The 25,242-nt window shown below is 70.5% G+C and carries 28 protein-coding genes; 22 read left to right on the top strand and 6 right to left on the bottom strand.

Annotated elements, in window-relative coordinates; all coding sequences use genetic code 11:
- Window positions 1-41: 41 nt before the first annotated feature.
- Both DA085_RS15235 and rho read left to right on the top strand, forming a co-directional pair.
- Window positions 42-1,475, top strand: coding sequence for an aldehyde dehydrogenase family protein (locus DA085_RS15235; protein ID WP_109473901.1), 1,434 nt, complete (start codon window positions 42-44; stop codon window positions 1,473-1,475).
- A gap of 313 nt (window positions 1,476-1,788) precedes the next feature.
- Window positions 1,789-3,843 (top strand): transcription termination factor Rho, encoded by a 2,055-nt coding sequence (gene rho, locus DA085_RS15230; RefSeq protein WP_109473838.1) that lies wholly within the window; start codon window positions 1,789-1,791, stop codon window positions 3,841-3,843.
- Between the two features lie 56 nt (window positions 3,844-3,899).
- On the opposite strand, the gene DA085_RS15225 is transcribed toward rho, so the two are convergent.
- Window positions 3,900-4,394, bottom strand: a complete 495-nt coding sequence (locus tag DA085_RS15225) for a winged helix-turn-helix transcriptional regulator (RefSeq protein WP_109473837.1) — start codon at window positions 4,392-4,394, stop codon at window positions 3,900-3,902.
- Between the two features lie 95 nt (window positions 4,395-4,489).
- Here DA085_RS15225 and DA085_RS15220 point away from each other — a divergent pair, with 95 nt between their 5' ends.
- The gene (locus tag DA085_RS15220) at window positions 4,490-5,002 is read left to right on the top strand and encodes an SRPBCC family protein (protein ID WP_109473836.1); all 513 of its coding nucleotides are present in this window, start codon (window positions 4,490-4,492) and stop codon (window positions 5,000-5,002) included.
- On the opposite strand, the gene DA085_RS15215 is transcribed toward DA085_RS15220, so the two are convergent.
- The 3 genes from DA085_RS15215 to nthA are packed head-to-tail and all read right to left on the bottom strand — an operon-like array spanning window position 4,986 to window position 6,633.
- Complete coding sequence (locus tag DA085_RS15215; RefSeq protein ID WP_109473835.1) at window positions 4,986-5,351, bottom strand: nitrile hydratase accessory protein; 366 nt, start codon at window positions 5,349-5,351, stop codon at window positions 4,986-4,988. The two genes, DA085_RS15220 and DA085_RS15215, sit on opposite strands and share 17 nt — an antisense overlap.
- Window positions 5,348-5,995, bottom strand: coding sequence for a nitrile hydratase subunit beta (gene nthB / locus DA085_RS15210; protein WP_109473834.1), 648 nt, complete (start codon window positions 5,993-5,995; stop codon window positions 5,348-5,350). The genes DA085_RS15215 and nthB overlap by 4 nt, the downstream gene beginning before the upstream one ends.
- Window positions 5,992-6,633 (bottom strand): nitrile hydratase subunit alpha, encoded by a 642-nt coding sequence (gene nthA, locus DA085_RS15205; RefSeq protein WP_109473833.1) that lies wholly within the window; start codon window positions 6,631-6,633, stop codon window positions 5,992-5,994. Before nthA ends, nthB begins: the two co-directional genes overlap by 4 nt.
- A gap of 218 nt (window positions 6,634-6,851) precedes the next feature.
- On the opposite strand from nthA, the gene rpmE reads away from it, so the two are divergent.
- From rpmE to prmC, 3 genes are all read left to right on the top strand, one after another.
- Entirely contained in the window at window positions 6,852-7,070 is a 219-nt protein-coding gene (gene rpmE / locus DA085_RS15200; protein ID WP_109473832.1) for a 50S ribosomal protein L31, read from the top strand.
- A gap of 90 nt (window positions 7,071-7,160) precedes the next feature.
- On the top strand, window positions 7,161-8,258 hold the full coding sequence (prfA, locus tag DA085_RS15195; protein WP_419866516.1) for a peptide chain release factor 1: 1,098 nt from the start codon (window positions 7,161-7,163) through the stop codon (window positions 8,256-8,258).
- 105 nt (window positions 8,259-8,363) lie between these two features.
- Window positions 8,364-9,227: a peptide chain release factor N(5)-glutamine methyltransferase gene (gene prmC, locus DA085_RS15190; protein ID WP_109473831.1), complete on the top strand. Its 864-nt coding sequence runs from the start codon at window positions 8,364-8,366 to the stop codon at window positions 9,225-9,227.
- A gap of 371 nt (window positions 9,228-9,598) precedes the next feature.
- Here the strand turns inward: prmC and DA085_RS15185 are convergent, their stop codons facing one another.
- Window positions 9,599-10,279, bottom strand: a complete 681-nt coding sequence (locus tag DA085_RS15185) for a pentapeptide repeat-containing protein (RefSeq protein WP_109473830.1) — start codon at window positions 10,277-10,279, stop codon at window positions 9,599-9,601.
- A gap of 83 nt (window positions 10,280-10,362) precedes the next feature.
- On the opposite strand from DA085_RS15185, the gene DA085_RS15180 reads away from it, so the two are divergent.
- The 16 genes from DA085_RS15180 to DA085_RS15105 all read left to right on the top strand — a co-directional run bounded on the left by DA085_RS15180 (window position 10,363) and on the right by DA085_RS15105 (window position 23,633).
- Complete coding sequence (locus DA085_RS15180) at window positions 10,363-11,181, top strand: L-threonylcarbamoyladenylate synthase (protein WP_109473829.1); 819 nt, start codon at window positions 10,363-10,365, stop codon at window positions 11,179-11,181.
- Between the two features lie 4 nt (window positions 11,182-11,185).
- The gene (locus DA085_RS15175; protein ID WP_109473828.1) at window positions 11,186-12,478 is read left to right on the top strand and encodes a serine hydroxymethyltransferase; all 1,293 of its coding nucleotides are present in this window, start codon (window positions 11,186-11,188) and stop codon (window positions 12,476-12,478) included.
- Window positions 12,479-12,543: 65 nt separating this feature from the next.
- A complete protein-coding gene (locus DA085_RS15170; protein ID WP_109473827.1) occupies window positions 12,544-13,641 on the top strand; it encodes a glycosyltransferase family 4 protein in 1,098 nt (365 codons plus the stop codon).
- A 137-nt stretch (window positions 13,642-13,778) separates the two neighbouring features.
- A complete protein-coding gene (locus tag DA085_RS15165) occupies window positions 13,779-14,243 on the top strand; it encodes a hypothetical protein (protein ID WP_154402222.1) in 465 nt (154 codons plus the stop codon).
- Between the two features lie 29 nt (window positions 14,244-14,272).
- On the top strand, window positions 14,273-14,506 hold the full coding sequence (locus DA085_RS15160; protein ID WP_109473825.1) for an AtpZ/AtpI family protein: 234 nt from the start codon (window positions 14,273-14,275) through the stop codon (window positions 14,504-14,506).
- Window positions 14,507-14,585: 79 nt separating this feature from the next.
- Entirely contained in the window at window positions 14,586-15,410 is an 825-nt protein-coding gene (gene atpB / locus DA085_RS15155; RefSeq protein ID WP_237565553.1) for a F0F1 ATP synthase subunit A, read from the top strand.
- Between the two features lie 71 nt (window positions 15,411-15,481).
- Window positions 15,482-15,688 carry an ATP synthase F0 subunit C gene (gene atpE, locus DA085_RS15150; RefSeq protein ID WP_109473824.1) on the top strand — a complete coding sequence of 69 codons (207 nt, stop codon included), beginning with the start codon at window positions 15,482-15,484 and terminating at the stop codon, window positions 15,686-15,688.
- A gap of 84 nt (window positions 15,689-15,772) precedes the next feature.
- Window positions 15,773-16,390: a F0F1 ATP synthase subunit B gene (locus tag DA085_RS15145; RefSeq protein WP_419866518.1), complete on the top strand. Its 618-nt coding sequence runs from the start codon at window positions 15,773-15,775 to the stop codon at window positions 16,388-16,390.
- Window positions 16,390-17,199: a F0F1 ATP synthase subunit delta gene (locus DA085_RS15140; RefSeq protein WP_109473823.1), complete on the top strand. Its 810-nt coding sequence runs from the start codon at window positions 16,390-16,392 to the stop codon at window positions 17,197-17,199. The genes DA085_RS15145 and DA085_RS15140 overlap by 1 nt, the downstream gene beginning before the upstream one ends.
- Before the next feature lie 62 nt (window positions 17,200-17,261).
- Window positions 17,262-18,911, top strand: a complete 1,650-nt coding sequence (gene atpA / locus DA085_RS15135; protein WP_109473822.1) for a F0F1 ATP synthase subunit alpha — start codon at window positions 17,262-17,264, stop codon at window positions 18,909-18,911.
- Window positions 18,912-18,989: 78 nt separating this feature from the next.
- Window positions 18,990-19,889: a F0F1 ATP synthase subunit gamma gene (locus DA085_RS15130; protein WP_109473821.1), complete on the top strand. Its 900-nt coding sequence runs from the start codon at window positions 18,990-18,992 to the stop codon at window positions 19,887-19,889.
- Window positions 19,890-19,906: 17 nt separating this feature from the next.
- Window positions 19,907-21,364, top strand: a complete 1,458-nt coding sequence (gene atpD, locus DA085_RS15125; RefSeq protein ID WP_109473820.1) for a F0F1 ATP synthase subunit beta — start codon at window positions 19,907-19,909, stop codon at window positions 21,362-21,364.
- Between the two features lie 115 nt (window positions 21,365-21,479).
- Window positions 21,480-21,749, top strand: coding sequence for a F0F1 ATP synthase subunit epsilon (locus DA085_RS15120; protein ID WP_109473819.1), 270 nt, complete (start codon window positions 21,480-21,482; stop codon window positions 21,747-21,749).
- Between the two features lie 7 nt (window positions 21,750-21,756).
- Window positions 21,757-22,185: a DUF2550 family protein gene (locus DA085_RS15115; protein WP_109473818.1), complete on the top strand. Its 429-nt coding sequence runs from the start codon at window positions 21,757-21,759 to the stop codon at window positions 22,183-22,185.
- A gap of 146 nt (window positions 22,186-22,331) precedes the next feature.
- A complete protein-coding gene (locus DA085_RS15110; protein WP_109473817.1) occupies window positions 22,332-22,991 on the top strand; it encodes a cob(I)yrinic acid a,c-diamide adenosyltransferase in 660 nt (219 codons plus the stop codon).
- Between the two features lie 237 nt (window positions 22,992-23,228).
- A complete protein-coding gene (locus DA085_RS15105; RefSeq protein ID WP_161958516.1) occupies window positions 23,229-23,633 on the top strand; it encodes an STAS domain-containing protein in 405 nt (134 codons plus the stop codon).
- A gap of 32 nt (window positions 23,634-23,665) precedes the next feature.
- Here the strand turns inward: DA085_RS15105 and DA085_RS15100 are convergent, their stop codons facing one another.
- The gene (locus tag DA085_RS15100; RefSeq protein WP_109473815.1) at window positions 23,666-25,213 is read right to left on the bottom strand and encodes a gamma-glutamyltransferase; all 1,548 of its coding nucleotides are present in this window, start codon (window positions 25,211-25,213) and stop codon (window positions 23,666-23,668) included.
- Window positions 25,214-25,242: the final 29 nt, after the last annotated feature.

Below are 25,242 nucleotides of genomic sequence, written 5' to 3'. Positions count from 1 at the left end.
ACGACGAACGAGTGGGAGTGGACAAGGTGGACACGCAGTTGATGCACATCGGTGGCGAGTGGGTGCCGGCCGTCTCCGGCGAGACGATCGAGGTGATCACCCCGACGGACCGCAACGTCGTGATCGCGACGACCCCGCGCGCCGGGTCCGAGGACGCCGACCGCGCAGTGGCGGCGGCACGGGCGGCGTTCCCCGCCTGGGCGGCGCTGTCCTTCACGGAGCGGCAGCGGGCGCTGCTGCGCATCGCCGACTCCCTCGAGGAGCACGTCGAGGACCTCGCCACGCTCACCGCGCTCGACACGGGCAACGCGATCCGCACCCAGGCCCGGCCCGAGGCTCTCAACCTGGTCGCGTGCTTCCGCTACTTCGCCGGGGTGGCGAGCGAGGTGAAGGGCACGGTCCTGCCCACGGCGGACGGCCAGCTGCAGTACACCCGGCGCCAGCCGCTCGGCGTCGTCGCCGGCATCCTCCCGTGGAACTCGCCGCTGATGATCGCCGGCTTCAAGGTCCCCGGCGCGCTCGCCGCCGGCAACACCATGGTGCTCAAGGCGGCGGAGGACGCCCCGCTGACCATCCTGGAGATGGTGCGGATCTGCGCCGAGCACCTGCCCCCGGGTGTCCTCAACGTGGTGACCGGCTACGGCGCCGAGATCGGTGAGGCGCTGGTGCAGCACCCGGACGTGGACAAGGTGTCCTTCACGGGTTCGACGCTCGTCGGGCGCCAGGTCGCCGCGAAGGCCGGCGGTCGGCTGGCGCACAGCTCCCTGGAGCTGGGTGGCAAGTCGCCGTGCATCGTCGACGCCGACTCCTGCACCGACGAGGTCGTCGAGCAGGTGCTGCTGGCCAGCCGCTTCGCCCGGCAGAGCCAGAGCTGCACGACGGGGTCCCGGTTGTTCCTGCACAAGGAGATCCACGACGAGTTCCTCGAGAAGCTGGTCGCCCGCACCGCCCAGCTCGTCGTCGGCGACCCGCGCGAGGAGGCCACCGACATCGGCTGCATCATCAACGCCAAGCAGTGGGACCGGGTGCAGGGCTACATCGAGGACGGGCTCGCCCAGGACGGTGTGGGGGTGGCGTATGACGGACGGCCGGCCCTGCAGGTCGGTCCGCCGGGGTTCTACCACGCGCCGATGATCCTCACCCAGGTGTCCAACGACTGGCGGATCGCCCGCGAGGAGATCTTCGGCCCGGTGCTCTCGGTGCTCCCGTGGAACGAGCAGGACGAGGTCGTGAGCATGGCCAACGACTCGCACTACGGCCTGGCCGCCTTCGTCTTCTCCAAGAACCTGGACCGGGCGCTGACCATGGCGCACCAGATCGACTCCGGGTGGGTGCAGGTCAACCAGGGCGGCGGCCAGATGGTCGGGCAGTCCTACGGCGGCATGAAGACCAGCGGCATCGGCCGTGAGCTGTCCCTGGAGGGCATGCTCGAGGGGTTCACCCAGATCAAGCAGGTCAACGTCCGCCTCGGCTGACCGGCCCGCGTCACCACCTCGGAGGGTGCGGCACGCAGCGACCCCGGTCGCGGTGTGTCGCACCCGGCAGTTCTTGCGTGGGCAGAACAAGTGGTACCGTGGGCCGTACACTCGCGAATGACTCAACGGGCTCAGTTCCGTGGTCCCGCGCAGTGATCCCACCACCATGCATGTGGTGCAGCCACGCGTGTCTCGCGTGGTGACATCGCGTCGTCGTGGTCGGTGATCCCACTCGGGCCGGCAAGAGCCGGATCTACCTGAAACCCCTGGGCCACGCATCTGGCGGGCCCCTCCGAGGGAGAAGGAAACCTTCGTGACAGACACCACCGAAACCGCTGCACCGAGCCGCTCTGGGGGATCCCTGAGCTCGATGCGCGTCGCCGAGCTGCAGTCGCTGGCCGGGAGCATGGGCATCACCGTGTCGCCCAAGATGCGCAAGGCCGACCTGGTCGAGGCCATCCGCGCCCGCCGTGAGGGCAGCGGTGCCACCAGCACATCGGGCAGCCGCCGCGGTTCCGCAACCGACGGCGCGGCACCGTCCGGCCCCGCCTCGTCACCGGTCGAGAGCAGCACGCGCCCGGCCACGACGCCGGTCGAGAGCAGCACGCGCCCGGCCGAGCAGGGCCAGGACCCCGCCGAGACCGGCCAGCGCACCCCGCGCCGCTCGCGCCGCGTGGGGGCGGCCGCCGGGGCGCCGCAGCCGCGCACCGACCGCAGCGCCGGGGAGCGCGAGGGGTCGGGCCGCAACGGCTCCGCGACGGAGCCGCCGGCGGACGAGCAGCGGACGCCGTCCGAGGCCGACACCGGTGACACGCGCCGTGGCGGTGACGAGCAGGCCGGGGACCGTGAGCAGCGGGACGGCCGTCAGCAGGGTGGGCAGCGTGACAACCGCCAGGACAGCCGCGGGGGCCAGCAGCCGGACAGCCGTCAGGACAACCGGGGCGGCCAGCAGCAGGACAACCGTCAGGACAACCGGGGCGGCCAGCAGCAGGACAACCGTCAGCAGGACGACCGTGACAACCGTCAGCAGGGTGGCGCCCAGCAGGGCGGCAACCAGAACCGCAACAACGCCCGTTACGACGACGAGGACGGGAGCGGCCGCGGCCGCCGCCGGAGCCGGCAGCGTGGACGCGACCGCAAGCGCGGGCGCACCCGCGGCGACAACGACGGCTACGTCGAGGAGCAGGAGACCGGCTACAGCGAGGAGGACGTCCTCGTCCCCGTCGCCGGTGTCCTGGACATCCTGGACAACTACGGCTTCATCCGGACGACGGGCTACCTGCCCGGCCCGAGCGACGTCTACGTCCCGATGGGCATGGTCCGCAAGAACGGTCTGCGCAAGGGTGACGCGGTCACCGGCGCCATCAAGGCGGGCGACCAGCAGCAGCACTCCGGTGGACGCGGCGACCGCCAGAAGTACAACGCCCTGGTGCGACTCGACACGGTCAACGGCCAGTCCCCGGACGAGTCCCGGGCGCGCCCCGAGTTCGCCAAGCTGACCCCGCTGTACCCCCAGGACCGGCTGCGGCTGGAGACCGAGCAGAAGAACCTGACGACCCGGATGATCGACCTGGTCAGCCCGATCGGCAAGGGGCAGCGTGGTCTGATCGTCTCGCCGCCCAAGGCAGGCAAGACCCTGGTCCTGCAGGCGATCGCCAACGCGATCACGCAGAACAACCCCGAGGCGCACCTCATGATCGTGCTGGTGGACGAGCGCCCCGAGGAGGTCACCGACATGCAGCGCACGGTCAAGGGTGAGGTCATCGCCTCCACCTTCGACCGTCCGGCCGACGACCACACCACGGTGGCCGAGCTGGCCATCGAGCGTGCCAAGCGGCTGGTCGAGATGGGGGGCGACGTGGTCGTCCTGCTCGACTCGATCACCCGTCTGGGTCGCGCCTACAACCTGGCCGCGCCGGCCAGCGGCCGGATCCTGTCCGGTGGTGTGGACTCCAGCGCGCTCTACCCGCCGAAGCGCTTCTTCGGTGCGGCCCGCAACATCGAGCACGGCGGCTCGCTGACCATCCTGGCGACCGCGCTCGTGGAGACCGGCTCCAAGATGGACGAGGTCATCTTCGAGGAGTTCAAGGGCACCGGCAACATGGAGCTGCGCCTGTCCCGCCAGCTGGCGGACCGTCGCATCTTCCCGGCCATCGACGTGAACCCCTCCGGCACGCGCCGCGAGGAGATCCTGATGGGCTCCGAGGAGCTCAAGATCATGTGGAAGCTGCGTCGCGTGCTCTCGGCGCTCGACTCCCAGCAGGCCGTCGAGCTGCTGCTGGACCGGCTCCGCAAGACCAAGTCCAACCACGAGTTCCTCGTGCAGGTGCAGCAGACCTCCTCGGTCAAGCTCGACGACGAGGACTGACCAGCCGTATGCCGTGTGGCCCGGTTCCCCTCGGGGGGGGCCGGGCCACACGTGTGTCAGGAGGGCTGCGCGGTGCTGTCCCGGCGCGGTCGTCGTCCCGCGAGGTAGTCAGCGGGCATGCCCGGGCCGATGGCCACCGTGATGTCGTCGGGGGCGAGCTCACCGTGCGCGGCGCAACGGGCCACCGCGTGGACCGGCTCCGCGCAGCCCGCGTGGCGGTACAGGATCGGTGGCTCGCCGGGCGCCGCCCAGCGGTCGCCCCACTCGGTGAGCGCCACCAGCGCGGGCGCGAGGCCGCGACCCATCTCGGTCAGCACGTAGTCGCGCTGCCGGGACTGCCCGTGCCGCTCCATGAGGCCCGCCTCGACGAACCCGTCGAGCCGCGACTGCAGCACGTTCGTCGCGATGCCCAGGTTGTGCTGGAAGTCGGAGAAGCGGGTGACACCGGCGAAGAGCGCGTCCCGGACGATCAACAGGCTCCATCGCTCGCCCACGAGCTCGAGGGCGCGGGCGATCGAACAGACCTGACTGTCGTACGTCTTGCCCAGCATGCCGCCGATCCTCACATATTTGCTTGCGTGATACAAGCAGAACTGCGTAGGGTTGGTTGCATCATGCAAGTCCAATCAGCCAAGGGAGCCATCTCATGAGCAACGCAAACGACCTGACGATCACGTTCTCGGTGGACCAGACCCCCGAGCAGGCCTTCGACGCCATCAACGACGTCGCGAGCTGGTGGTCCGGTGACGTCGAGGGCAGCACCACCGCCCTGGGTGACGAGTACAGCTACCACGTGCCGGATCTGCACTACTCCGCCTTCCGGATCACCGAGTTCGAGCCGCCCCGACGGGTCGCCTGGCTCGTCACCGACAGCTACCTCGCGTTCACCGAGGACCACGAGGAGTGGACCGGCACGACGGTCGTCTTCGACGTGGGGGAGGTGGGCGGCCGCACCCAGGTCACCTTCACCCACGTGGGGATCAGCCCCGAGGTGGAGTGCTACGACGTGTGCTCCACCGCGTGGTCCGACTACATCACCAGGAGCCTGCGGGCCAGGATCGAGTCCGGGTCAGGCCTCCCGGGCGCGTTCAGCGGCAAGGAGTTCGTGGAGGACGCGCGGGAGCGTGGCGCAGCAGCTCGGCTCAGCCCTCCAACGTGATCGGTCGCCCGTGGGGCGTTCTCGCTGCGGCGTCGTGCCACGCCTGGGTGGTGCGCTCCACGTCGTCCACCGAGGCGATGCCGCCCTCAGCGAGGACGTCCTGCAGGGCGGCGGCCCAGCAGTCGTAGTAGTCACTGCCGTCCGGCGCGCCGGTGGCCACGTGGCGGCCCAGGGCCGAGGCCCACTCGGGCCACGTGAAGACGCCCCGCTCGTGCAGCACGATGGTCATCGCGAAGACCTGTGCCTGCCAGGGCGCGACGAAGACCTGCTCATCCCCGCGCGGCGGCAGCGGCAGCGCGTCCCCGCAGGCGGCCGCGATCTGCCGCAGCGACTCGGCGGCGGTCGTCATGCGGCCTCCCCGGTCACGTCCTGCAGGTAGGGCTCCCAGGCGTCAACCGACACCGTCAGCGTCGGGTCGGCGTCCTCGCCCCACAGCTCCCGCCCGGTGAAGTCGACGGTGTAGAGCCACTCCGGTTCCTGGTCCGGGAGCTGGCCCAGCGTCGCCGCGTTGCGGTCGGGGAAGACGTGCGCTCCGCGCACGGCAACGACCGTCCCCACCCGACCCCGCGCATACCGTGGGAGTCGCGTGTGGCCCACCGGATTGAGGTCACGGGCGCGCACACGCTGCCCCACGGCATACCGGGGCTCGCGCTCCGTGGGTCGCTCGTAGCTTCCCTGCGCGGAGACGCCGGCCAGCAGCTCCGCGCCGGTCCGCGCCCGCAGGCCGTCCTGCTCGAGCATCCCGGTGCCTGCCATGAGGACCTCGAGGCCGCGCACCCAGATCTCGTAGTAGCTGCTGGACAGGTAGGTCGCCGGCGGCAGGCTCTCGCGCGCGTGCCTGCTCTGGTCGATGTTCCACTGCCCCAGCGCGCCGAGGGCGAGGGTGATCGCGAGGGCGCGGCGCTCCCACTCCTCGTGGAAGACCGGCTCGTCCTGTTCGGGGAGCACCGGCCCGAAGGACTGCAGGCCCCCGAGGTCGTGCACGCCGTTCACGGCGTGACCCGCTCGGGAGACCGGGCCAGGCCCGTGCCGATCATGGAGTCGCGGGTGACGAGGGCCGCGAGCTCGTCCACGGTGAGGTCCTCGGTGCCCTCGGGGCGACGGGGGATCACGAGATAGCGCACCTCCGCGGTCGAGTCCCACACCTTGATCTCCGTGTCGTCGGGCAGGGTGACACCGAAGTCGGCGAGCACGCCGCGCGGGTCGATCACCGCCTTGGAGCGGTAGGCCGGTGCCTTGTACCAGACCGGCGGCAACCCGAGCACCGGCCACGGATAACAGGAACACAGGGTGCAGACGACCATGTTGTGCCGCTCGGGGGTGTTCTCCACGGCGACCATGTGCTCGCCCTGCCGGCCCACGTGGCCGAGGGAGGCGATCGCGGCCGTGGCGTCCTTCAGCAGCCACTCGCGGTAGGCCGGGTCGGCCCACGCCCTCGCCACCACCTGGGCTCCGTTGTGCGGCCCGACCTCGGTCTCGTAGCGCTCCACGACCGCGTCGAGCGCCGCAGGGTCGACCAGCCCCTTCTCGGTCAGCAGGGTCTCCAGCGCCCGGACGCGGGCGTCCATCGGGGAGAGCTCGCTGAACTCCGGGTGGTCGTGGTGCTGACCGTGGTCGGCGTCGGTGCTCATAGGACTACCGTAGGCCCCGGCGGCGAGCCCTAAAGGCTCACCGGGCCCTCGGCATACGATCCCCGTCGTGCCAGGCGGTGACCGACCCGGGAATAGCCGGGGTCTCCCGCCGGTTATGACGAGGCTGCCGAATCTGGCAGAATCACCCCTTGGCCCACCGGTTCACGGCGCGCAGACCGCGTGCCGACCCGGGGATCCGCCACCTGCGAGGAGAATCCGTGAAGAAGAACATCCACCCCGAGTACCACGAGACCCGGGTGACCTGTAACTGCGGCGCGCAGTTCACCACGCGCAGCACCGCTCCGTCCGGCTCGATCCACGCCGACGTGTGCTCCCAGTGCCACCCGTTCTACACGGGCAAGCAGAAGATCCTGGACACCGGTGGCCGGGTGGCCCGCTTCCAGGAGCGCTACGGCAAGAAGGCCGAGAGCAAGTAGCACCCTCGCAGCGCCGGTTTCGCGACAGCAGTCGTGGGGCCGGCGCTTGCTCATTCCGTCGCGGGGTCGAAGACAAGAACTGGGAGAGACGTGGTCGAGGTGGACGCCGGCGCGGTGGCGCCGCTGCTCGAGGAGTTCTCCGGCATCGAGGCGCAGCTGGCGGACCCGGCGACGCACGCCGACCCCACCGCGCTCCGCCGGCTGAACAAGCGGTATGCCGCCCTGTCGCCCACCATCGCGGCGTTCCGGGAGTGGCAGGAGGCCCGGGGGGACGTCGAGGTGGCTGCCGAGATGGCGGCCGAGGACGAGTCGATTGCGGCCGAGCTGCCGGCGATGCGGGAGCGCGAGGCCGCGGCGGCCGACCACCTGCGGCGGCTGCTGGTGCCGCGCGACCCGGACGACGACCGTGACGTGATCCTCGAGGTCAAGGCCGGGGAGGGCGGCGAGGAGTCGGCGCTGTTCGCCGGTGACCTGCTGCGGATGTACCTGCGTTATGCCGAGCGGCGGTCCTGGAAGACCGAGCTCCTGGACGCCACCGAGTCCGACCTCGGGGGCTACAAGGACGTCCGCGTCGCGATCCACGCCACCGGCACGCCCGCGCCGGGCGAGGCGCCCTGGGCCCGGCTCAAGTACGAGGGCGGCGTGCACCGCGTCCAGCGGGTGCCGGTCACCGAGAGCCAGGGCCGCATCCACACCTCCGCCGCCGGCGTGCTCGTGATGCCCGATCTCGACGATCCCGAGGAGGTCGAGCTCGACCCGAACGAGCTCAAGATCGACGTCTTCCGCTCCAGCGGGCCGGGTGGCCAGTCCGTCAACACGACCGACTCCGCGGTGCGGATCACCCACCTGCCGACGGGTCTGGTCGTCTCGTGCCAGAACGAGAAGTCCCAGCTGCAGAACAAGGAGTCCGCGCTGCGTGTGCTGCGCTCCCGGCTGCACCAGCTCGCGGTCGAGGAGGCGGAGGCGCAGGCCTCTGCCCAGCGCCGCAGCCAGGTCCGCACCGTCGACCGCAGCGAGCGGATCCGCACCTACAACTTCCCGGAGAACAGGATCGCCGACCACCGCACCGGGTTCAAGGCCTACAACCTCGACCACGTGCTCGACGGAGACCTGGACCCGGTCCTGCAGTCCGCGGTCGATGCCGACGAGGCGGCCCGGATGGCAGCCCTCGGCTCTCCCGCCCCGTGACCAATTTTTGGGGAAGGTCGGACCGCCCCGTGCGTATTTTTGGGGAGGATCGGACCGCCGCACAGGCGGTCGCCCCCCGACCGTCACGAGACCACGGCTGCCTCGATGCGCGCGGCGAGTGACGTCGTGCGGGCCGCCGCCCGCGAGCTGACAGAGGCTGGCGTGGCCAGCCCCCGGGTAGACGCCGAGACCCTCCTGGCCCACGTCCTCGGTCGGGAGGTGGCCGACCTCCGCCGTGCCCTGCTCCTGGATGAGCAGGTCGGCGAGGCCGAGCACACGGCATACCGACAGCTGGTCGAGCAGCGCGCCTCCCGCATGCCTCTGCAGCACCTGACCGGGGTCGCGCACTTCCGCCGGCTGACGCTGCGCGTCGGGCCGGGAGTCTTCGTGCCCCGGCCGGAGACCGAGGTGCTGGTCGACCTGGCGCTCGACGCGTTGCGCGGGGCGGGAGAGTCCCCGGTCGTCGTCGACCTGTGCACCGGCAGCGGCGCGATCGCCCTGGCCGTCGCGGACGAGTGGCCCACGGCCCGGGTGCACGCCGTGGAGCTGTCCGAGGACGCCCACGCCTGGGCCGCGGCCAACGTCGCCGCGACCGCTCTGTCGGTGGACCTGCGCCTCGGGGACGCGTCCTCGGCGTTCGAGGAGCTGCGCGGGCGCGTGGACGTCGTGCTGAGCAACCCGCCCTACATCCCGCCGGGGAGCGTGCCCGTCGACCCTGAGGTGCGCGACCACGACCCGGAGGTGGCGCTCTACGGCGGTGGCGAGGACGGGCTGGCCGTCCCGCTCGCCGTCGCCGCGCGCGCCGCGGAGCTGCTGGTGCCGGGCGGTGTGCTGCTGATGGAGCACGCCGACGTGCAGGGGGAGGCCCTGGTGCGGCGCCTGCGTGCGACCGGCGCCTGGGGCGACGTCGCCGACCACCCGGACCTGACCGGGCTGCCGCGGGTGACCCGCGCGGTCCGCGCCCGCTGACGCGGCCACGAGAACGGGCCCCGGCGCGTGCCGGGGCCCCTCGTGTCGGAGTCAGGTTGTCAGGCTGACGGCCGGCAGGTGGTCACTGGCTCGGGGCCAGCTCAGGTGCGGCGTCTAGAAGATCCAGATCAGCAGGGCGATGATCAGCAGGATCCCGACGATCGTCCAGATGAGTCCACTTCCACGCATGTGACTACCTCCTAGGCTGTCGCGTTCTCCCCTGGTGGGGAGACCTGACGCGTTTCAACCACTCACGCTAGCCATGGTGGGAGAAGTTGTCCTGTCGAGATCGCAAGTGTGGGTGTCTGCCCTGGTCAGTGCGGGTTCTGGGCCAGATTCGGGGCGCGGGAACGGCCACGGGACCGGCACGGTCAGTCCGTGACGACGGCCCCTGTCAGGTCCTGCAGGGCCGCGACCGCCTGGCTGGTGGAGAGGACCGCGCCGGCCAGGGCGTCGAGTCGCTCGCGGGTGCACGGACCCAGGTCCGCGCCGCGCAGGTCGGCGCCCGTCAGGGTCGCCCCGGTCAGGTCCGCGTGGAGCAGGACGCACCCGTCCAGCACCGCCTCGCGCAGGTCCGCGCCGGCCAGGTTGGCCTCGGTGAACCGGGTGCCGGTGTGCGTGCGGCGGGACAGCACCGCGCCGGGCAGCTCGGCCCCGTAGGCGTTGCACCCCAGCAGGAGGAACCCGAGGCCGCGGGTGTCCTCGACCCTGGCGCCCGTCATCCGGCAGCTGCGGAACTCGGCGTCGGTCAGCAGCGCACCGCTGAGCACCGCACCGGACAGGTCGACCCGCTCGAACCGCGCGTCGGTGAGGTCGCAGCGCTCCAGCCGGACCCAGGTCGCGCTGCCTCCGCGGAGGGCGGCACCGGACAGCCGCGACCCGGTCAGGTCCGCACCATCGAGCACGCAGTCGGTGAACACGACGTCGTCCAGGTCCGCGTCGCGCACCCGCAGCCCCGACAGGTCGCACCGCACCAGCTCGACCGGCTCACCGGAGTCGACCAGCTGGTCGACCTCCGCCGGTGAGAGGTGCTGGTCGGTGAGCGTCGGCATACCGAGGATCCTGACAGAGGGCGGTGACACCGCCGCCGCAGAGGTGGCACCGCACGCCGGCGACGACGTGGGAAACTGGACCCGTGATCGTTGACGCCACTGACCCGGACACCGAGGAGCAGGCCCTCGAGCAGGCGGCTGCCGTCGTCCGCGCGGGCAAGGTGGTCGTGCTGCCCACCGACACCGTCTACGGCGTCGGTGCCGACGCCTTCGACCGGGTGGCCGTGGCCATGGTGCTCGCCGCCAAGCACCGCGGCCGCGAGATGCCCCCACCCGTCCTCGTGCCGAGCACCCGGACGGTCGACGGGTTGGCCACGGACCCACCGATGTACGCCAAGATCCTCATCCGGGCGTTCTGGCCCGGCGCCCTCACCATCGTCGTGCGCGCGCAGCCGACCCTCGACTGGGACCTGGGGGAGACCAACGGCACCGTCGCCCTGCGGATGCCCGACGACCTGCTCACCCTCAAGCTGCTGTCCGAGGTCGGCCCCATGGCCGTCACCAGCGCCAACGTCACGGGGCAACCGCCGGCGACCACGGCGCAGGAGGCCCAGGACCAGCTCGGCGGCGCCGTCTCGCTCTATCTCGACGGCGGCACCCGGGCGGAGAGCCTGGCCTCCACGATCGTCGACTGCACGGGGGAGGAGCCGGTGGTGCTGCGGCACGGCGCGATCCCCGCCGACCGGTTGCGTGAGGTGCTGGGCACCACGGTCCTGCACGACGCGCCGCCCGCCACCGGGAGCCCGGACGCGTCGGACGACCCGGCGGACACCCCCGCAGAGGGCCCCGGCGGCAGCGTGGGACGCATCGATCCGCTGTCCGTCACCGGGATCCGGCCCAGTGGGTTGCCGGTGCCCGCGGGAGGCCTCCAGATCGTGGCCGCGCCGGATTCACTACAGTGACGCTATGAGCACCGAGGTCGACGCCAACACCTACTACGGACCGAGCTACGCCCAGCTCCTCGAGCAGGACCCGGAGGTCGCGGGGATCCTGGTCAGCGAGCTGGACCGACAGCGAGCGGGCATCCAGCTGATCGCCAGCGAGAACCAGACCTCGCCGGCGGTGATGGCGGCCATGGGCTCCACCCTGAGCAACAAGTACGCCGAGGGCTACCCGGGCCGTCGCTACTACGGCGGCTGCGCCGAGGTCGACAAGGCCGAGGTGCTCGCCGTCGAGCGGGCCAAGGCGCTCTTCGGTGCCGACCACGCCAACGTCCAGCCGCACTCCGGCGCGAGCGCCAACCTCGCGGTCTACGGCGCGTTCACCAAGCCGGGCGACACCGTGCTGGCGATGTCCCTGGCCCACGGCGGCCACCTGACCCACGGCTTCTCGGTGTCCTTCTCCGGCAAGTGGTTCAACGCCGTGCACTACGGCGTGGACCAGGAGACCGAGGACATCGACTACGACCAGGTGGAGGCGCTCGCCAAGGAGCACCGGCCGAAGATGATCCTCGCGGGCGGCTCGGCGATCCCGCGGCTCATCGACTTCGAGCGCTTCCGGGCCATCGCCGACGAGGTCGGCGCGATCTTCTGGGTGGACGCCGCGCACTTCATCGGCCTCGTTGCGGGACAGGCGATCCCGTCGCCGGTGCCCTACGCCGACGTGGTGAGCTTCACCACCCACAAGGTGCTGCGCGGCCCCCGCGGCGGGGCGATCGTCTGCCGTGAGGAGCACGCCGCCAAGATCGACCGCGCCGTCTTCCCGATGATGCAGGGCGGCCCGCTGATGAACAACGTCGCCGCCAAGGCGGTCAACTTCGCCGAGTGCGCCACGCCGGCCTACCAGGACTACGCCCAGCAGGTCATCGCCAATGCCCAGGCCCTGGCCGGCGGCCTGGGCGAGCGCGGCATCCGCCCGATCACCGGCGGCACCGACACGCACCTGTCCCTGCACGACCTACAGGGTGTCGGCGTGACCGGCATCGACGCCGAGACCCGGTGTGACGCCGCAGGGATCGTGCTCAACAAGAACGCGATCCCCTTCGACCCCGAGAAGCCCAACATCGCCTCGGGCATCCGCGTCGGCTCGCCCTCGGTCACCACCCAGGGCATGGGCACCGAGCAGATGGACCAGATCGCGGACATGATCCACCGGGCGGTCACCACGACCGACGGTGACCCGGAGCACGAGGGGGCCCGCGCGATCCGCGCCGAGGTGACCGAGCTGCTCGCCAGCTACCCGGCCTACCCGGCGCCCTGACCGGGCCCGCAGACCGACCCGGGCTGCGGCATACGGCCGCCTCCGTGACGACAGTGGGGTGAGCGGTGCGCGAATACCTCCTCGTGCTGCTGGTGGCCGCGGTCTTCACGTATGCCGCCACGACCCTGGTCCGCTGGCTCGCCTTCGCGATCGGTGCGGTGACCCCGGTCCGGGCGCGGGACGTGCACTCCGTGCCCATCCCCCGGCTGGGTGGGGTGGGGATGTTCCTCGGCTTCGCCGCGGCCGTCGCCGTCGGGAGCCAGCTGCCCTACCTGTCCGGCCTGTTCGCCGGCCAGGAGCTGTACGGCGTGCTGCTGGGGGCCGGGATCATCACCGTGCTGGGCGCGATCGATGACGTCCGGGACCTGGACTGGCTGACCAAGCTGGCGGGGCAGGTGCTGGCCGGTGGTGTGATGGCCTTCTTCGGCGTCCAGCTGCTGTCGATCCCGGTCTTCGGGGTGACGGTCCTGCCCGAGCCGGTGCTGGTCACCCTCACCATCCTCATCGTCGTCGTCTCGACCAACGCGGTGAACTTCGTCGACGGCCTGGACGGGCTGGCGGCCGGGGTGGTGTTCATCTCCGCGGGCGCCTTCTTCGCCTGGAGCTACCTGGTCAGCCACGACTTCGACCCGCCCAACGTGTTCACCACCGCCACCTTCATCACCGCCGCGCTCATGGGCTGCTGCCTGGGGTTCCTGCCCCACAACTTCCACCCGGCCCGGCTGTTCATGGGCGACGCCGGTGCCCTGCTGCTCGGTCTGCTGCTCGCCGCCGCGACGATCTCCATGACCGGCAGCGTCGACCCGAGCTCGAGCGTGGCGGCCACGTCGGCCACCACGGCCTTCCTGCTGCCGCTGTTCCTCCCGGTGGCGATCATGGCGCTGCCGATCCTGGACATGCTGCTCGCCGTGGTGCGACGCACCCGCCGGGGTGACCTGCCGTGGAAGCCGGACGCACACCACCTGCACCACCAGCTGCTGAAAATCGGGCACAGCCACCGCCGCGCCGTGGGCCTGATGTACCTGTGGTCCGCGCTGCTGGCCGTCGGGGCCGTCTCGTTCGCGTTCTTCCCGCCGCTCCTCACGGCCATCGTGCTGGTGGCGCTGCTGGTCGTTGCCGCCGTGCTCACCTGGCAGCCTGGACGCCGCGGCACCGTCCCGTGAGCAAGGTCACCGGGGCGGGCAGGGCTCTCGGCTAGGTGTCCGCGGGGTGCTTGTGATAACTTTCACAAGCACTTCGACGTGCGTCTCGCGACGACTCTGAGAAGCACCGACGCCCGCTACCACCAGTGAGGAAGCCGATGCCAGCCAGCCGCAGCCCCCGGCCACGCCCCCGGCGTGCGCGTGGCTCCGTGCGGCGGCGGATGGTCACCTTCGCGCTGCTCCCCGGGCTGGTGACCGCACTGCTGGCCGGTGTGATCGCCTGGGCGGTGCGCGACGAGTGGGCCGGCCTCTCCGCCCTCCTCGGCGGCACCATCGGGGTGGGCATCTTCCTGGCGGGCCTCGCCGGCATCACCGGCGTCGTCGCCGGTCCCGCCTACGCCACCATGGCCGGCGCCTTCGCCCTGCTGGGCCTGCAGCTCGTCGTCGGCTTCGCGGTGCTCTACCTGCTCTCCCGCGTCGGCTGGGTCGACATGCTGCCGCTGGGCCTCGGCTTCCTGGCAGCCGGGCTGACGTTCCAGGTCGGCACCGTCATCGGCTACACCGGGTCCCGTCAGCTGGTCTTCGGCGACGAGGGTGACCCCGACACCCCGGAGGTGCGATGATGTCGCGAGCCGAAGCGGGGAGCGCACCCATGACCGAGCAGCCCGAGCGTCCGACGGAGCCCGAGCACACTCCGGGCTACGCAGCCCAGACCAACATCGCCACCGATGTGATCGCCTACCTGCTCGCCGGCCCCCTGCTGGGCGGCGGCACCGGCTTCCTCCTCGACCGCTGGCTCGACCTGACGTTTTTCATCGTCATCGGCCTGCTGGCGGGGATGGCCCTGTCCATGTACGTCATCTGGAACCGGTACGGTACGTCATGACGTCCCCCGCGAGTTGGCCCCTGCCGCCGCGATGCGGCGCTGCCCCGAACACCCGCCCGAGCACGACTGAGGAGAACCTGTGAGCCCGACCGCGGCGATGCTGCTGCCTATGGCCGAGGGCGAGAGCCACTTCCCGCCGGACCCCTCGCTGTTCTGGCAGCCGCTGGTGAAGTTCGGCAGCATCGAGCTGTTCGGCTCAGAGATGACGCTGGCGATCACCCGCCCGATGGTGGTCATGGCCCTGACCGTCGGCCTGCTGTCCTGGTGGCTCATCGCCACGACCCGCAAGGCAGCGGTCGTCCCCAGCAAGGGCCAGGCCGGCACCGAGGCGGTCTACAACTTCGTCCGCAACGGCATCGCCCGCGACATGATCGGCAGCAGGGACTTCCTGCCCTTCGTGCCGTTCCTGTTCACGATGTTCGTGCTGATCCTGTTCAACAACTGGATGGGCATCATCCCCCCGGTCCAGATGCCGACCATGGGCCGCATCGGCTTCCCGATCGCGCTGACCCTGTTGGTCTACATCGTCTACCACTGGATCGGCGTGCGGAAGCACGGCTTCGTCGGCTACTTCCAGTTCATGCTGCCCTCCGGCCTGCCCGGCTGGATCAAGCCGGCCATCCTGGTCCTGGAGATGCTGACCTTCTTCGTGACCCGGCCGCTCACGCTGGCGCTGCGACTCTTCGGCAACATGTTTGCCGGGCACCTCCTGCTCGTCGTGTTCATCATCGGTGGCTGGGAGCTCTTCCTGCAGGGCGGTCTGCTGAGCATCGTCTCGCTCCCCGCCTGGATCATGGCCTTTGCGATGACCGTCTTCGAGGCGCTGGTCCAGTTCCTGCAGGCCTACGTCTTCGTCCTCCTGGCCGCCTCCTACATCGGTGGCGCCCTGGTGGACGAGCACTGATCAACAACTGAATAGCCATTGCCACCGGGCGGCTGCCAGCCGCACGGGACAACACACAGAAAGAGATTGACGTGACTGGTGACATCACACTGCTCGGCTACGGCCTCGCTGCCATCGGCCCGGCCATCGGCGTGGGTCTGATCTTCGCCGCCTACATCAACGGCGTCGCCCGCCAGCCGGAGGCCCAGAAGATCCTCCAGCCGATCGCCATCCTGGGCTTCGCGCTCGCCGAGGCGCTCGCGATCTTCGCCCTGGTGCTCTTCTTCATCCGTCTTTGACGGCTGGTTTCTCCCGAACCCACCAGACCGATCATGGCGTCGCCTCACTGAGGTGACACCGTCCCTGAGGAGACCATCGTGCAGCTGACCGCTAGCACCCTGACCGCCGTCCCGGTGGTCACGGCCGCCGAATCCGACCCGGAGGCGTCGGCCCTGCCGATCCTGCCGTACCTGCCCGAGCTCATCTTCGGTCTGGTCGCGTTCGGCATCCTGTACTGGGTCGTGGCCAAGTTCGTCGTGCCCAACCTCGAGAAGGCGTATGCCGAGCGCACCGCCGCGATCGAGGGCGGTATGCAGCAGGCCGAGAAGGCGCAGCAGGAGGCCGAGGCCGCCCTGCGTGAGTACAAGGCCCAGCTCGCCGACGCGCGCGACGAGGCTGCCCGCATCCGCGAGGAGGCCAAGGAGCAGGGCGCGTCGATCATTGCCGAGATGCGGCAGCAGGCGCAGGCCGAGGCCAACCGGATCACCGAGACCGCGACCAAGCAGATCGAGGCCGAGCGCCAGCAGGCGATGGTCTCCCTCCGCAGCGACGTGGGCCGGCTCTCCACCGACCTGGCGAGCCGGATCGTGGGGGAGTCCCTCGATGACCAGGCCCGGCAGAGTGGCATCGTCGACCGGTTCCTGGCCGAGCTCGAGGCGGGCAACGTCCGCGCCGAGGTCGTCGGCTCGGAGCCGGCGGGCTCCGAGGGACAGGGGCACTGATGCAGGGCGCGTCCCGTTCGGCTCTCGCCGAGTCCCGCGAGGTCCTCTCGCAGGTGCTCGGCCAGGACACCGACCGCGGCCGCCTGGGCGAGGAGCTGATCCAGGTGACCGGTGTGGTGAGCGGAAACGCGGTGCTCCGCCGCGCGCTGGCTGACCCGTCGCGGGAGGGCGCCGAGAAGGCAGAGCTGGTCAACCGGCTCCTCGGCGGCAAGGTCAGTGAGCCCGCGCAGCGCCTGGCGGCCACCATCGCCGCCCAGCGCTGGGCGTCCGAGGGCGACCTCACCGCCACCCTGGAGTCCTTCGGCATCGAGGCGATCCTGGCCCAGGCCGAGGCGGCCGGCCGGCTGTCCCAGGTCGAGGACGAGCTCTTCCGCTTCGGGCGCATCGTGGACGGCACCGGCGAGCTCCGCTCGGCGCTGACCGACCGGCGGGCGCCCGCGGAGTCCAAGTCCCAGATGGTGCGCACCCTGCTCGAGGGCAGGTCCGCCCCGGAGACGGTGCGCCTGGCCGAGCTGGCCGCGACGCACCGCAGCACCCGGTTCGACCACGCCATCGAGGGTTATCTCGCGATCGCGGCCAGCCGCCAGGAGCAGCTGACGGCTACGGTCACGACCGCGGTGCCGCTCACGGAGCAGCAGCGCGACCGGCTCACGCACGCCCTCAGCACGCACTACGACCGGGCCGTGCGCACCAACGAAGTCGTCGACCCCACGGTGGTCGGTGGCATTCGTGTCGTCATCGGTGACGAGGTCATCGACGGCACGGTCCTGACCCGCCTCGACGAGGCGCGGCGCAGGATGACCAGCTGACCCACCACCCCCCAGAGACCACCAGCACGGGCCCGGACCGGGCCGCATACGAGGAGAAGATGATGACGGAGCTGACGATCCGTCCGGACGAGATCCGGGACGCACTGGACAATTTCGTCCAGTCCTACGAGCCCACGGCAGCCTCCCGCGAGGAGGTCGGGCGCGTGATCGATGCCGGTGACGGCATCGCCCACGTCGAGGGCCTGCCCTCGGCCATGACCAACGAGCTGCTCGAGTTCGAGGACGGCACGCTCGGTCTGGCGCTGAACCTCGATGTCCACGACATCGGCGTCGTCGTGCTCGGCGAGTTCGCCGGCATCGACGAGGGCCAGCAGGTCAAGCGGACCGGCGAGGTCCTCTCGGTGCCGGTCGGTGACGGTTACCTGGGTCGCGTCGTCGACCCGCTGGGCAACCCGATCGACGGCATGGGCGAGATCGCCTCCGAGGGACGCCGTGTCCTGGAGCTGCAGGCCCCCGGCGTCATGCAGCGCAAGTCGGTGCACGAGCCGCTGCAGACCGGCATCAAGGCGATCGACGCGATGATCCCCGTCGGCCGCGGCCAGCGCCAGCTGATCATCGGTGACCGGCAGACCGGCAAGACCACCGTCGCCATCGACACGATCCTCAACCAGAAGCAGAACTGGGAGTCCGGTGACCCGGACAAGCAGGTCCTGTGCGTCTACGTCGCGATCGGTCAGAAGGGCTCGACCATCGCCTCGGTCCGCAGCACCCTCGAGGAGGGCGGCGCGATGGACTACACCACCATCGTCGCGGCCCCGGCCTCCGACCCGGCCGGCTTCAAGTACCTCGCGCCCTACACCGGCTCGGCCATCGGCCAGCACTGGATGTACCAGGGCAAGCACGTCCTGATCGTCTTCGACGACCTGTCCAAGCAGGCCGAGGCCTACCGCGCCGTCTCGCTGCTGCTGCGCCGCCCGCCGGGCCGTGAGGCCTACCCGGGCGACGTCTTCTACCTGCACAGCCGGCTGCTCGAGCGCTGCGCCAAGCTGTCCGACGACATGGGCGCCGGGTCGATGACCGGTCTGCCGATCATCGAGACCAAGGCCGGTGACGTGTCGGCCTACATCCCGACGAACGTCATCTCCATCACCGACGGCCAGATCTACCTGCAGGCGGACCTGTTCAACTCCGACGTCCGTCCCGCGATCGACGTGGGTGTCTCCGTGTCCCGCGTCGGCGGTGCCGCGCAGGTCAAGGCCATGAAGAGCGTCTCCGGACGACTCAAGGTGGACCTGGCGCAGTTCCGTGAGATGGAGGCGTTCGCCATGTTCGCCTCCGACCTGGACGCCGCCTCGCGCGCCCAGCTGGAGCGTGGCGCCCGCATGGTGGAGCTGCTCAAGCAGCCGCAGTCCTCGCCGATCCCCGTCGAGGAGCAGGTCGCCATCATCTGGGCCGGCACCACCGGTGAATTGGACTCCGTCGCCGTCGCGGACATCCGCCGCTTCGAGCGCGAGTTCGTGGACTACCTACGCCGGGAGAACGCCGACCTGCTCGCCGGGATCCGCGAGACCGGCAAGCTCGGCGACGACACGAGCGCGGCCCTCGAGTCGAGCATGAAGGCGTTCAAGGACCAGTTCCGGGCCTCCGGCGAGGGCGGCATCCAGCCGGGCAGCAACGAGGACGACGAGAACCGTGACGCCCTCGAGGTCGAGGACGTCAACCAGGAGCAGATCCAGCGCCAGAAGCGCTGACCGCCGGCCGCGCGACCGGAGCACGGTCGCGCGGCAGGCCCACCCACCACCAGATACGGCTGAAGAGAGAGGCGAGGCATGGGAGCCCAGCAGCGGATCTACCGCCAGAAGAGCCGGTCCGTCCAGTCGATGAAGAAGATCACCCGGGCGATGGAGCTCATCGCGACCTCCCGCGTGACCAAGGCGCGCGAGCGGGTCGTGCAGACCACGCCGTACGCCCGGGCGATCACCCGCGCCGTCTCCGCCGTGGCCACCTTCTCCGACGTCGACCACCCGCTCACGCTGGAGCGGGAGAACCCCACCAGGGCCGGGGTCCTGATCATCACCAGCGACCGCGGTCTGGCCGGCGCCTACTCGGCGAACGTCCTCAAGCGGAGCGAGGCCCTGCGCGAGCTGCTGCAGGACGAGGGGCGCGAGGTCGTGCCCTACCTCACCGGCCGCAAGGCCGAGGGGTACTTCCGGTTCCGGCAGCGCACCTTCGAGGAGTCTTGGACCGGCTTCACCGACGCTCCGACCTACGAGGTCGCCAAGGAGATCGGTGAGCGGCTGACCGCGGACTTCATCAGGGGCGCGGAGGACGGCGGCGTGGACGAGATCCACATCGTCTACACGCAGTTCATCAACATGGTCACCCAGGAGGTGCAGGTCGTGCGCCTGCTCCCGCTGGAGGTCGTGGATGCCGAGGAGGCGGCCAGCGAGGAGGACCTCTTCCCGCTCTACGAGTTCGAGCCGAACGGTCCCGAGGTGCTGGACGCGCTGCTCCCGCAGTACGTCACCTCCCGCATCTACAACGCGCTCCTGCAGGCGGCTGCCTCCGAGCTCGCGGCCCGCCAGCGCGCGATGAAGTCGGCGACCGATAACGCCGATGAGCTCCTGAAGACCTACACCCGACTGGCCAACCAGGCGCGCCAGGCCGAAATCACCCAAGAGATCAGCGAGATCGTGAGTGGCGCCAGCGCCCTCGCCGACGCCAAGTGAGAAGGAAGCACTCCACCATGACTGCAACCGTGAACGAGACGGACACCCAGCAGGGTCAGGGCGGCGTCGGTCGTCTGGCCCGCATCATCGGCCCCGTCGTCGACATCGAGTTCCCCCCGGGGCAGATCCCCCAGATGTACAACCTCCTGAAGACCGAGGTCGAGCTCAACGGCGAGACCAAGACGCTGAACCTCGAGGTCGCCCTCGACATCGGCGACAGTATGGTCCGCGCCATCTCCCTGCAGCCGACCGACGGACTGGTCCGCGGCGCGCCCGTCCGGGACACCGGTGGCCCGATCACCGTCCCCGTGGGCGACGTGACCCTGGGTCACGTGTTCAACGCGACCGGTGACGTCCTGGACCTGCCCGAGGGCGAGACCCTCGAGATCACCGAGCGGTGGGGCATCCACCGCAAGGCGCCCGCGTTCGACCAGCTGGAGTCCAAGACCCAGATGTTCGAGACCGGCATCAAGGTCATCGACCTGCTCACCCCCTACGTGCAGGGTGGCAAGATCGGTCTGTTCGGTGGAGCCGGTGTCGGCAAGACCGTGCTGATCCAGGAGATGATCGCCCGGGTCGCCCGCGACCACGGTGGTGTCTCGGTCTTCGCCGGTGTGGGTGAGCGCACCCGTGAGGGCAACGACCTGATCGTCGAGATGGAGGAGGCCGGCGTACTCGGCCAGACCGCCCTCGTGTTCGGTCAGATGGACGAGCCGCCGGGCACCCGCCTGCGCGTGGCCCTGTCCGCCCTGACGATGGCGGAGTACTTCCGCGACGTGCAGAAGCAGGACGTGCTGCTGTTCATCGACAACATCTTCCGGTTCACCCAGGCCGGCTCCGAGGTCTCCACGCTGCTGGGGCGCATGCCCTCCGCCGTGGGCTACCAGCCGACGCTGGCCGACGAGATGGGTGTGCTGCAGGAGCGGATCACCTCGACCCGTGGTCACTCGATCACCTCGATGCAGGCGATCTACGTGCCGGCTGACGACTACACCGACCCGGCTCCGGCGACCACCTTCGCCCACCTCGACGCGACGACCGAGCTGTCCCGTCCGATCGCGTCCATGGGCATCTACCCGGCCGTGGACCCGCTGGCCTCGACCAGCCGGATCCTCGACCCGCGCTACGTGACCCAGGAGCACTACAGCACCGCGGTCCGGGTGAAGTCGATCCTGCAGCGCTACAAGGAGCTCCAGGACATCATCGCCATCCTCGGCATCGACGAGCTCTCCGAGGAGGACAAGATCCTCGTCGGCCGCGCCCGTCGCATCCAGCGGTTCCTGTCGCAGAACACCTACGTCGCCAAGCAGTTCACCGGCATCGAGGGCTCGACCGTGCCGCTGGCCGACACCATCGAGGCGTTCACCAAGGTGGCCGACGGCGAGTACGACCACGTGCCGGAGCAGGCCTTCTTCATGTGTGGTGGCCTCGACGACGTCGAGCGTCAGGCCGCCGAGCTCGAGAAGAACAACTGACCCAGCACTGAGCAGCCGGTTCACGGGCGGGTGGCGGCCTCGGCCGTCGCCCGCCCGGCAGTACCGGGCACTGGACTAGACTTGAACCACGATCTCCACGGAGAGGACACAGCACGTGAGTGCACTGCAGGTTGAGCTTGTCGCCGCAGACCGGATGGTCTGGAGGGGCGAGGCGAGTTTTGTGCGCGCGCGCAGCATCGACGGTGACCTCGGGATCCTGCCGGGGCACGCACCGCTGCTGGGCGTCCTCGTGGCGGGTGAGGTCAGCTTCGACGCCGACGGCACCCACCAGACCGTGACCATCGACTCGGGCTTCCTCTCGATCGACCACGACCGTGTCACGATCGTGGCCGCCCAGGTGGATGCGTCCGGGCTGACCGCGTGAGCTGACCATGGACACCGGTGGCATCCTCCTCATCGTGCTCGCGATGCTGGCGGCTGTGCTGCTGATGGCTGTCGGCTTCGTCCTCTTCACGCGCTTCGGAGCCGGCTCCCACGCCTTCCCCTGTGCCTACCGCGCGGACGAGTCCTCGGACTGGTCCCGCGGACAGCTGACCTACGACTCGGGCCGTCTCGACCACTATGGTCGCGGCGGCCCGTTCCGTGACCCCCTGCACCGCTGGCAGCGCTCCGGCCTCGAGCTCGGCATCGCCCGGGCGCAGGATCCCGCGGACGTCCCCTGGCTGTCCGGGCACGTCCTGGCCGTCCCGTGTGCCTACGCGGACGACCGTTTCGAGCTCGCTCTCGGGCTGGAGCACTACACGGCTCTGCGCTCCTGGCTGGAGTCCGTGCCGCCCGGCTGGAACGCCAACGTCGCCTGACCCCCTATCGACCGAGCGCGCCGTGACCCGGCATTTCCCTTGATCGAGCGCGTCGTGACCCGGCTTTCTCTCGACCGAGCGCGCTTCGACGCTTCCTGCCCATGACAGGCCGCACGGGCTCTCGGGCCGAGTGCGATGATGCGGGCATGGTCATCCTCAACCGGATCTACACCCGCACCGGCGACGACGGCACCACGGCCCTCGGAGACTTCAGCCGCACGAGCAAGAACGACCCCCGCCTCGTGGCCTACGCCGACACCGACGAGACCAACTCGGTCATCGGGGTGGCCATTGCCGCGGGTGGGCTCCGGCAGGACGTCGAGGAGACCCTCGTGCGGATCCAGAACGACCTCTTCGACGTGGGTGCAGATCTGTGCACGCCGCTGCGCGCGTCCTACGAGTACCCACCACTGCGCGTGAAGGAGGCCTGGATCGATGAGCTCGAGGCCGACTGTGACCGTTACAACGAGGAGCTGGAGAAGCTCCGTTCCTTCATCCTGCCGGGTGGCACCCCGGGCTCGGCCCACCTTCACGTGGCACGGACCGTGGCACGGCGGGCGGAGCGTTCCTCGTGGTTGGCCCTGGACACCTATGGCACCGAGCCGGCCGCGGAAGCTGCGGAGCGGGGCGAGGGCGGGGTCAACCCGTTGACCGCGAAGTATCTCAACCGGCTCTCGGACCTGCTCTTCATCCTGGCCCGCGTCGCAAACGTGGAGGCCGGAGGTGACGTGCTGTGGCAGCCGGGCGGCGGTCGGGCGGAGGCGCCGCAGAAGGAGAAGCGGGGACCGAGCGCCTCGGACGCCTGAGGCCCAACGAGGGACACGTCGTCGATCCTCCCCGGCTGACCGTGCGTCCGGTGGGCTGAGATCCCAGGCCACCGCGCGCTCGGTCGAGAAGGGGGCGGCAGGGGACTTTACGAAATTGTGACCGGTGCCACGGCAACCTTTCCTGGATTGATGGCGTTATCTGGGTACACACTGTCCGGCAACACCGCAACGTGTGGGTGCTGCCGGACACTCAGGGGCAGTTGGGCGGAGGCTGGGATGACCGCAGTGGCGTGGGCAGGGCCGGGCATCGAGTTGTTCATCGACTCACCCGGCCGCGAGGCAACCATCCGTGGCCAGCTCGGGGTGCGCACCGTGCCCGAGCTGCGCAGCCACCTCCAGCGAGTCCTTGCCGCCGGTGACGGCGACCTGGTGCTCCACCTGCGCGAGGCCGAGGTGGCCGACGCCACTGGGCTGGGCGTGCTGGTGGGACTGCACCAGCGAGCCCGCCGGCAGAACCGCCGCCTCGTGATCGCCGAGGCGTCCGAACGCCTGGAGCGACTGATGCGGATCACCCGCCTGCACCTGGTCCTGGCCCGTGTCGACGGCCTGCACGCCGCCGGCCCGCCGCCGCTTGGTGGCGGGCTCCCGCAGATGCCGCCCATGCCGGGTCAGCCGCGCTAGACCGTCCGGCCTGACCAACCCCGCGAGACCGCTCAGCCGACCGCCGTCGCCGAGTCGCGCCGCGGGTCCGCCGCTGCCGTCAGCTCACCCTCCGGTGTGCGCAGCGCGGCGCCGACGCCCCCGAAGTACATGGCGTGCCGCGCGTGCGCGTGCAGCGGGACCGGCTCGCCGGAGTCAGCCGCCCGCAGACCACCCAAACCCTCGCGCAGCACCTCGGACTCCTCGTGGTCGATGCGGACCCGACCGTCGTCCAGGTGGCGCACGTGCAGGCGAGGTGCGTCCACGGCATACTGCAGCGTCTCGCCGTGTAGGCAGAAGTGCAGCAGCACCTGCAGCAGCGCCGTGGTGATCCGGTCGGCTCCCGGGGTGCCGATCGCCAGCACACTGCCGTCAGGATGCCGCAGCGTCGTGGGAGCCATGTTGGAGGCCAGGCGGGTCCCCGGTGCCAGCGCGTGCAGCCCGCGCCGGTTGAGCTCAGGCTCCCCGAGGGCGTTGTTGCCCAGCATGCCGGTGCCGGCCACGGTCATGCCCGAGCCGTAGCCGGCCGAGGCGGTGATCGCGCACGCGGTGCCGTCGCTGTCGACCACGGACACGTGCGCCGTGTCCGAGGAGGTGGGCAGCCCCACCGCGCCCATCGCCGCGATCGTCTCGAGCAGCTCGTGCCCGGCGACCTCCAGGTCATCGGCCACGTCGACCCGGTGCAGGCGCAGGTCCAGCACGTCCTTCATCACGCGCGCGGCGTGCTCCGGGGAGACCGGGCCGGCGACGTCCCCGAGCAACCGCAGCATCGCGGTGAGGACCGCGCCCCCGATCGCCGGAGGCGGGTTGCAGGCCAGCTCCCAACCGTTGAGCGTCGTGCGCAGGGGAGTGCGGGCGAGGGGGCGGTACTCCGCCAGGTCCCGGGCCGTGATGAGGCCACCGCGCTCGGTCATGTCCGCGACGATCCGCGCGGCCAGGTCGCCGGTGTAGAGGCTCGCGGCCCCCTCCTCGCCGATCTGGCGCAGCGTCGCGACGAGCGTGTCGTCCCGCAGCTCGTGGCCGGGCGGCCAGGGTGCGGCGTCGTCGGTGTAGATCCGCCGGGTGTCCTGGTCCCAGGCGAAGATGGTGTGGGCGACCAGCTCGAAGTAGGAGGCGGCCGTGTGGCTCAGCTGGAACCCGTCGGCGACGGTCGCTGCGGCGAACCCGAGCAGCTCCCCCCAGGGCGCCGCGCCGAAGCGCTCGTGCGCCAGACCCAGCCCGGCGAACATGCCGGGGATCGCGACGGAGCCCGGTCCCGCATAGGTGGTCAGACCACCGCCGTATGCCGTCACGCACTCGATCAGGCCGCTCCCGAACCGCGCGGGGTCGGCTCCGCGGCCCGGCATCTCGACGTTGCCGTCGATCAGCACCGGCTCGCCGTCCACCGGCCAGACATTGATGAAGCAGCCACCCAGCGGGCTGATGATGCCCGGCTCGGTCGCGCTGGCCGTCACCATGGCAGCGATCGCGGCGTCGACGGCGTTGCCGCCGCAACCCAGGGCGTGCAGCCCGGCCTGGGTGGCCGAGGGGTTCGGGGCGGCGAGGGCGGCGCGGCGGGTCATGGGGTGATTCTCCCCCTTCCCTGAGATCC

It is taken from the genome of Ornithinimicrobium cavernae (assembly GCF_003121625.1).
GTDB lineage: Bacteria > Actinomycetota > Actinomycetes > Actinomycetales > Dermatophilaceae > Ornithinicoccus > Ornithinicoccus cavernae.
This window is presented reverse-complemented; position numbering and strand designations above follow the sequence as displayed.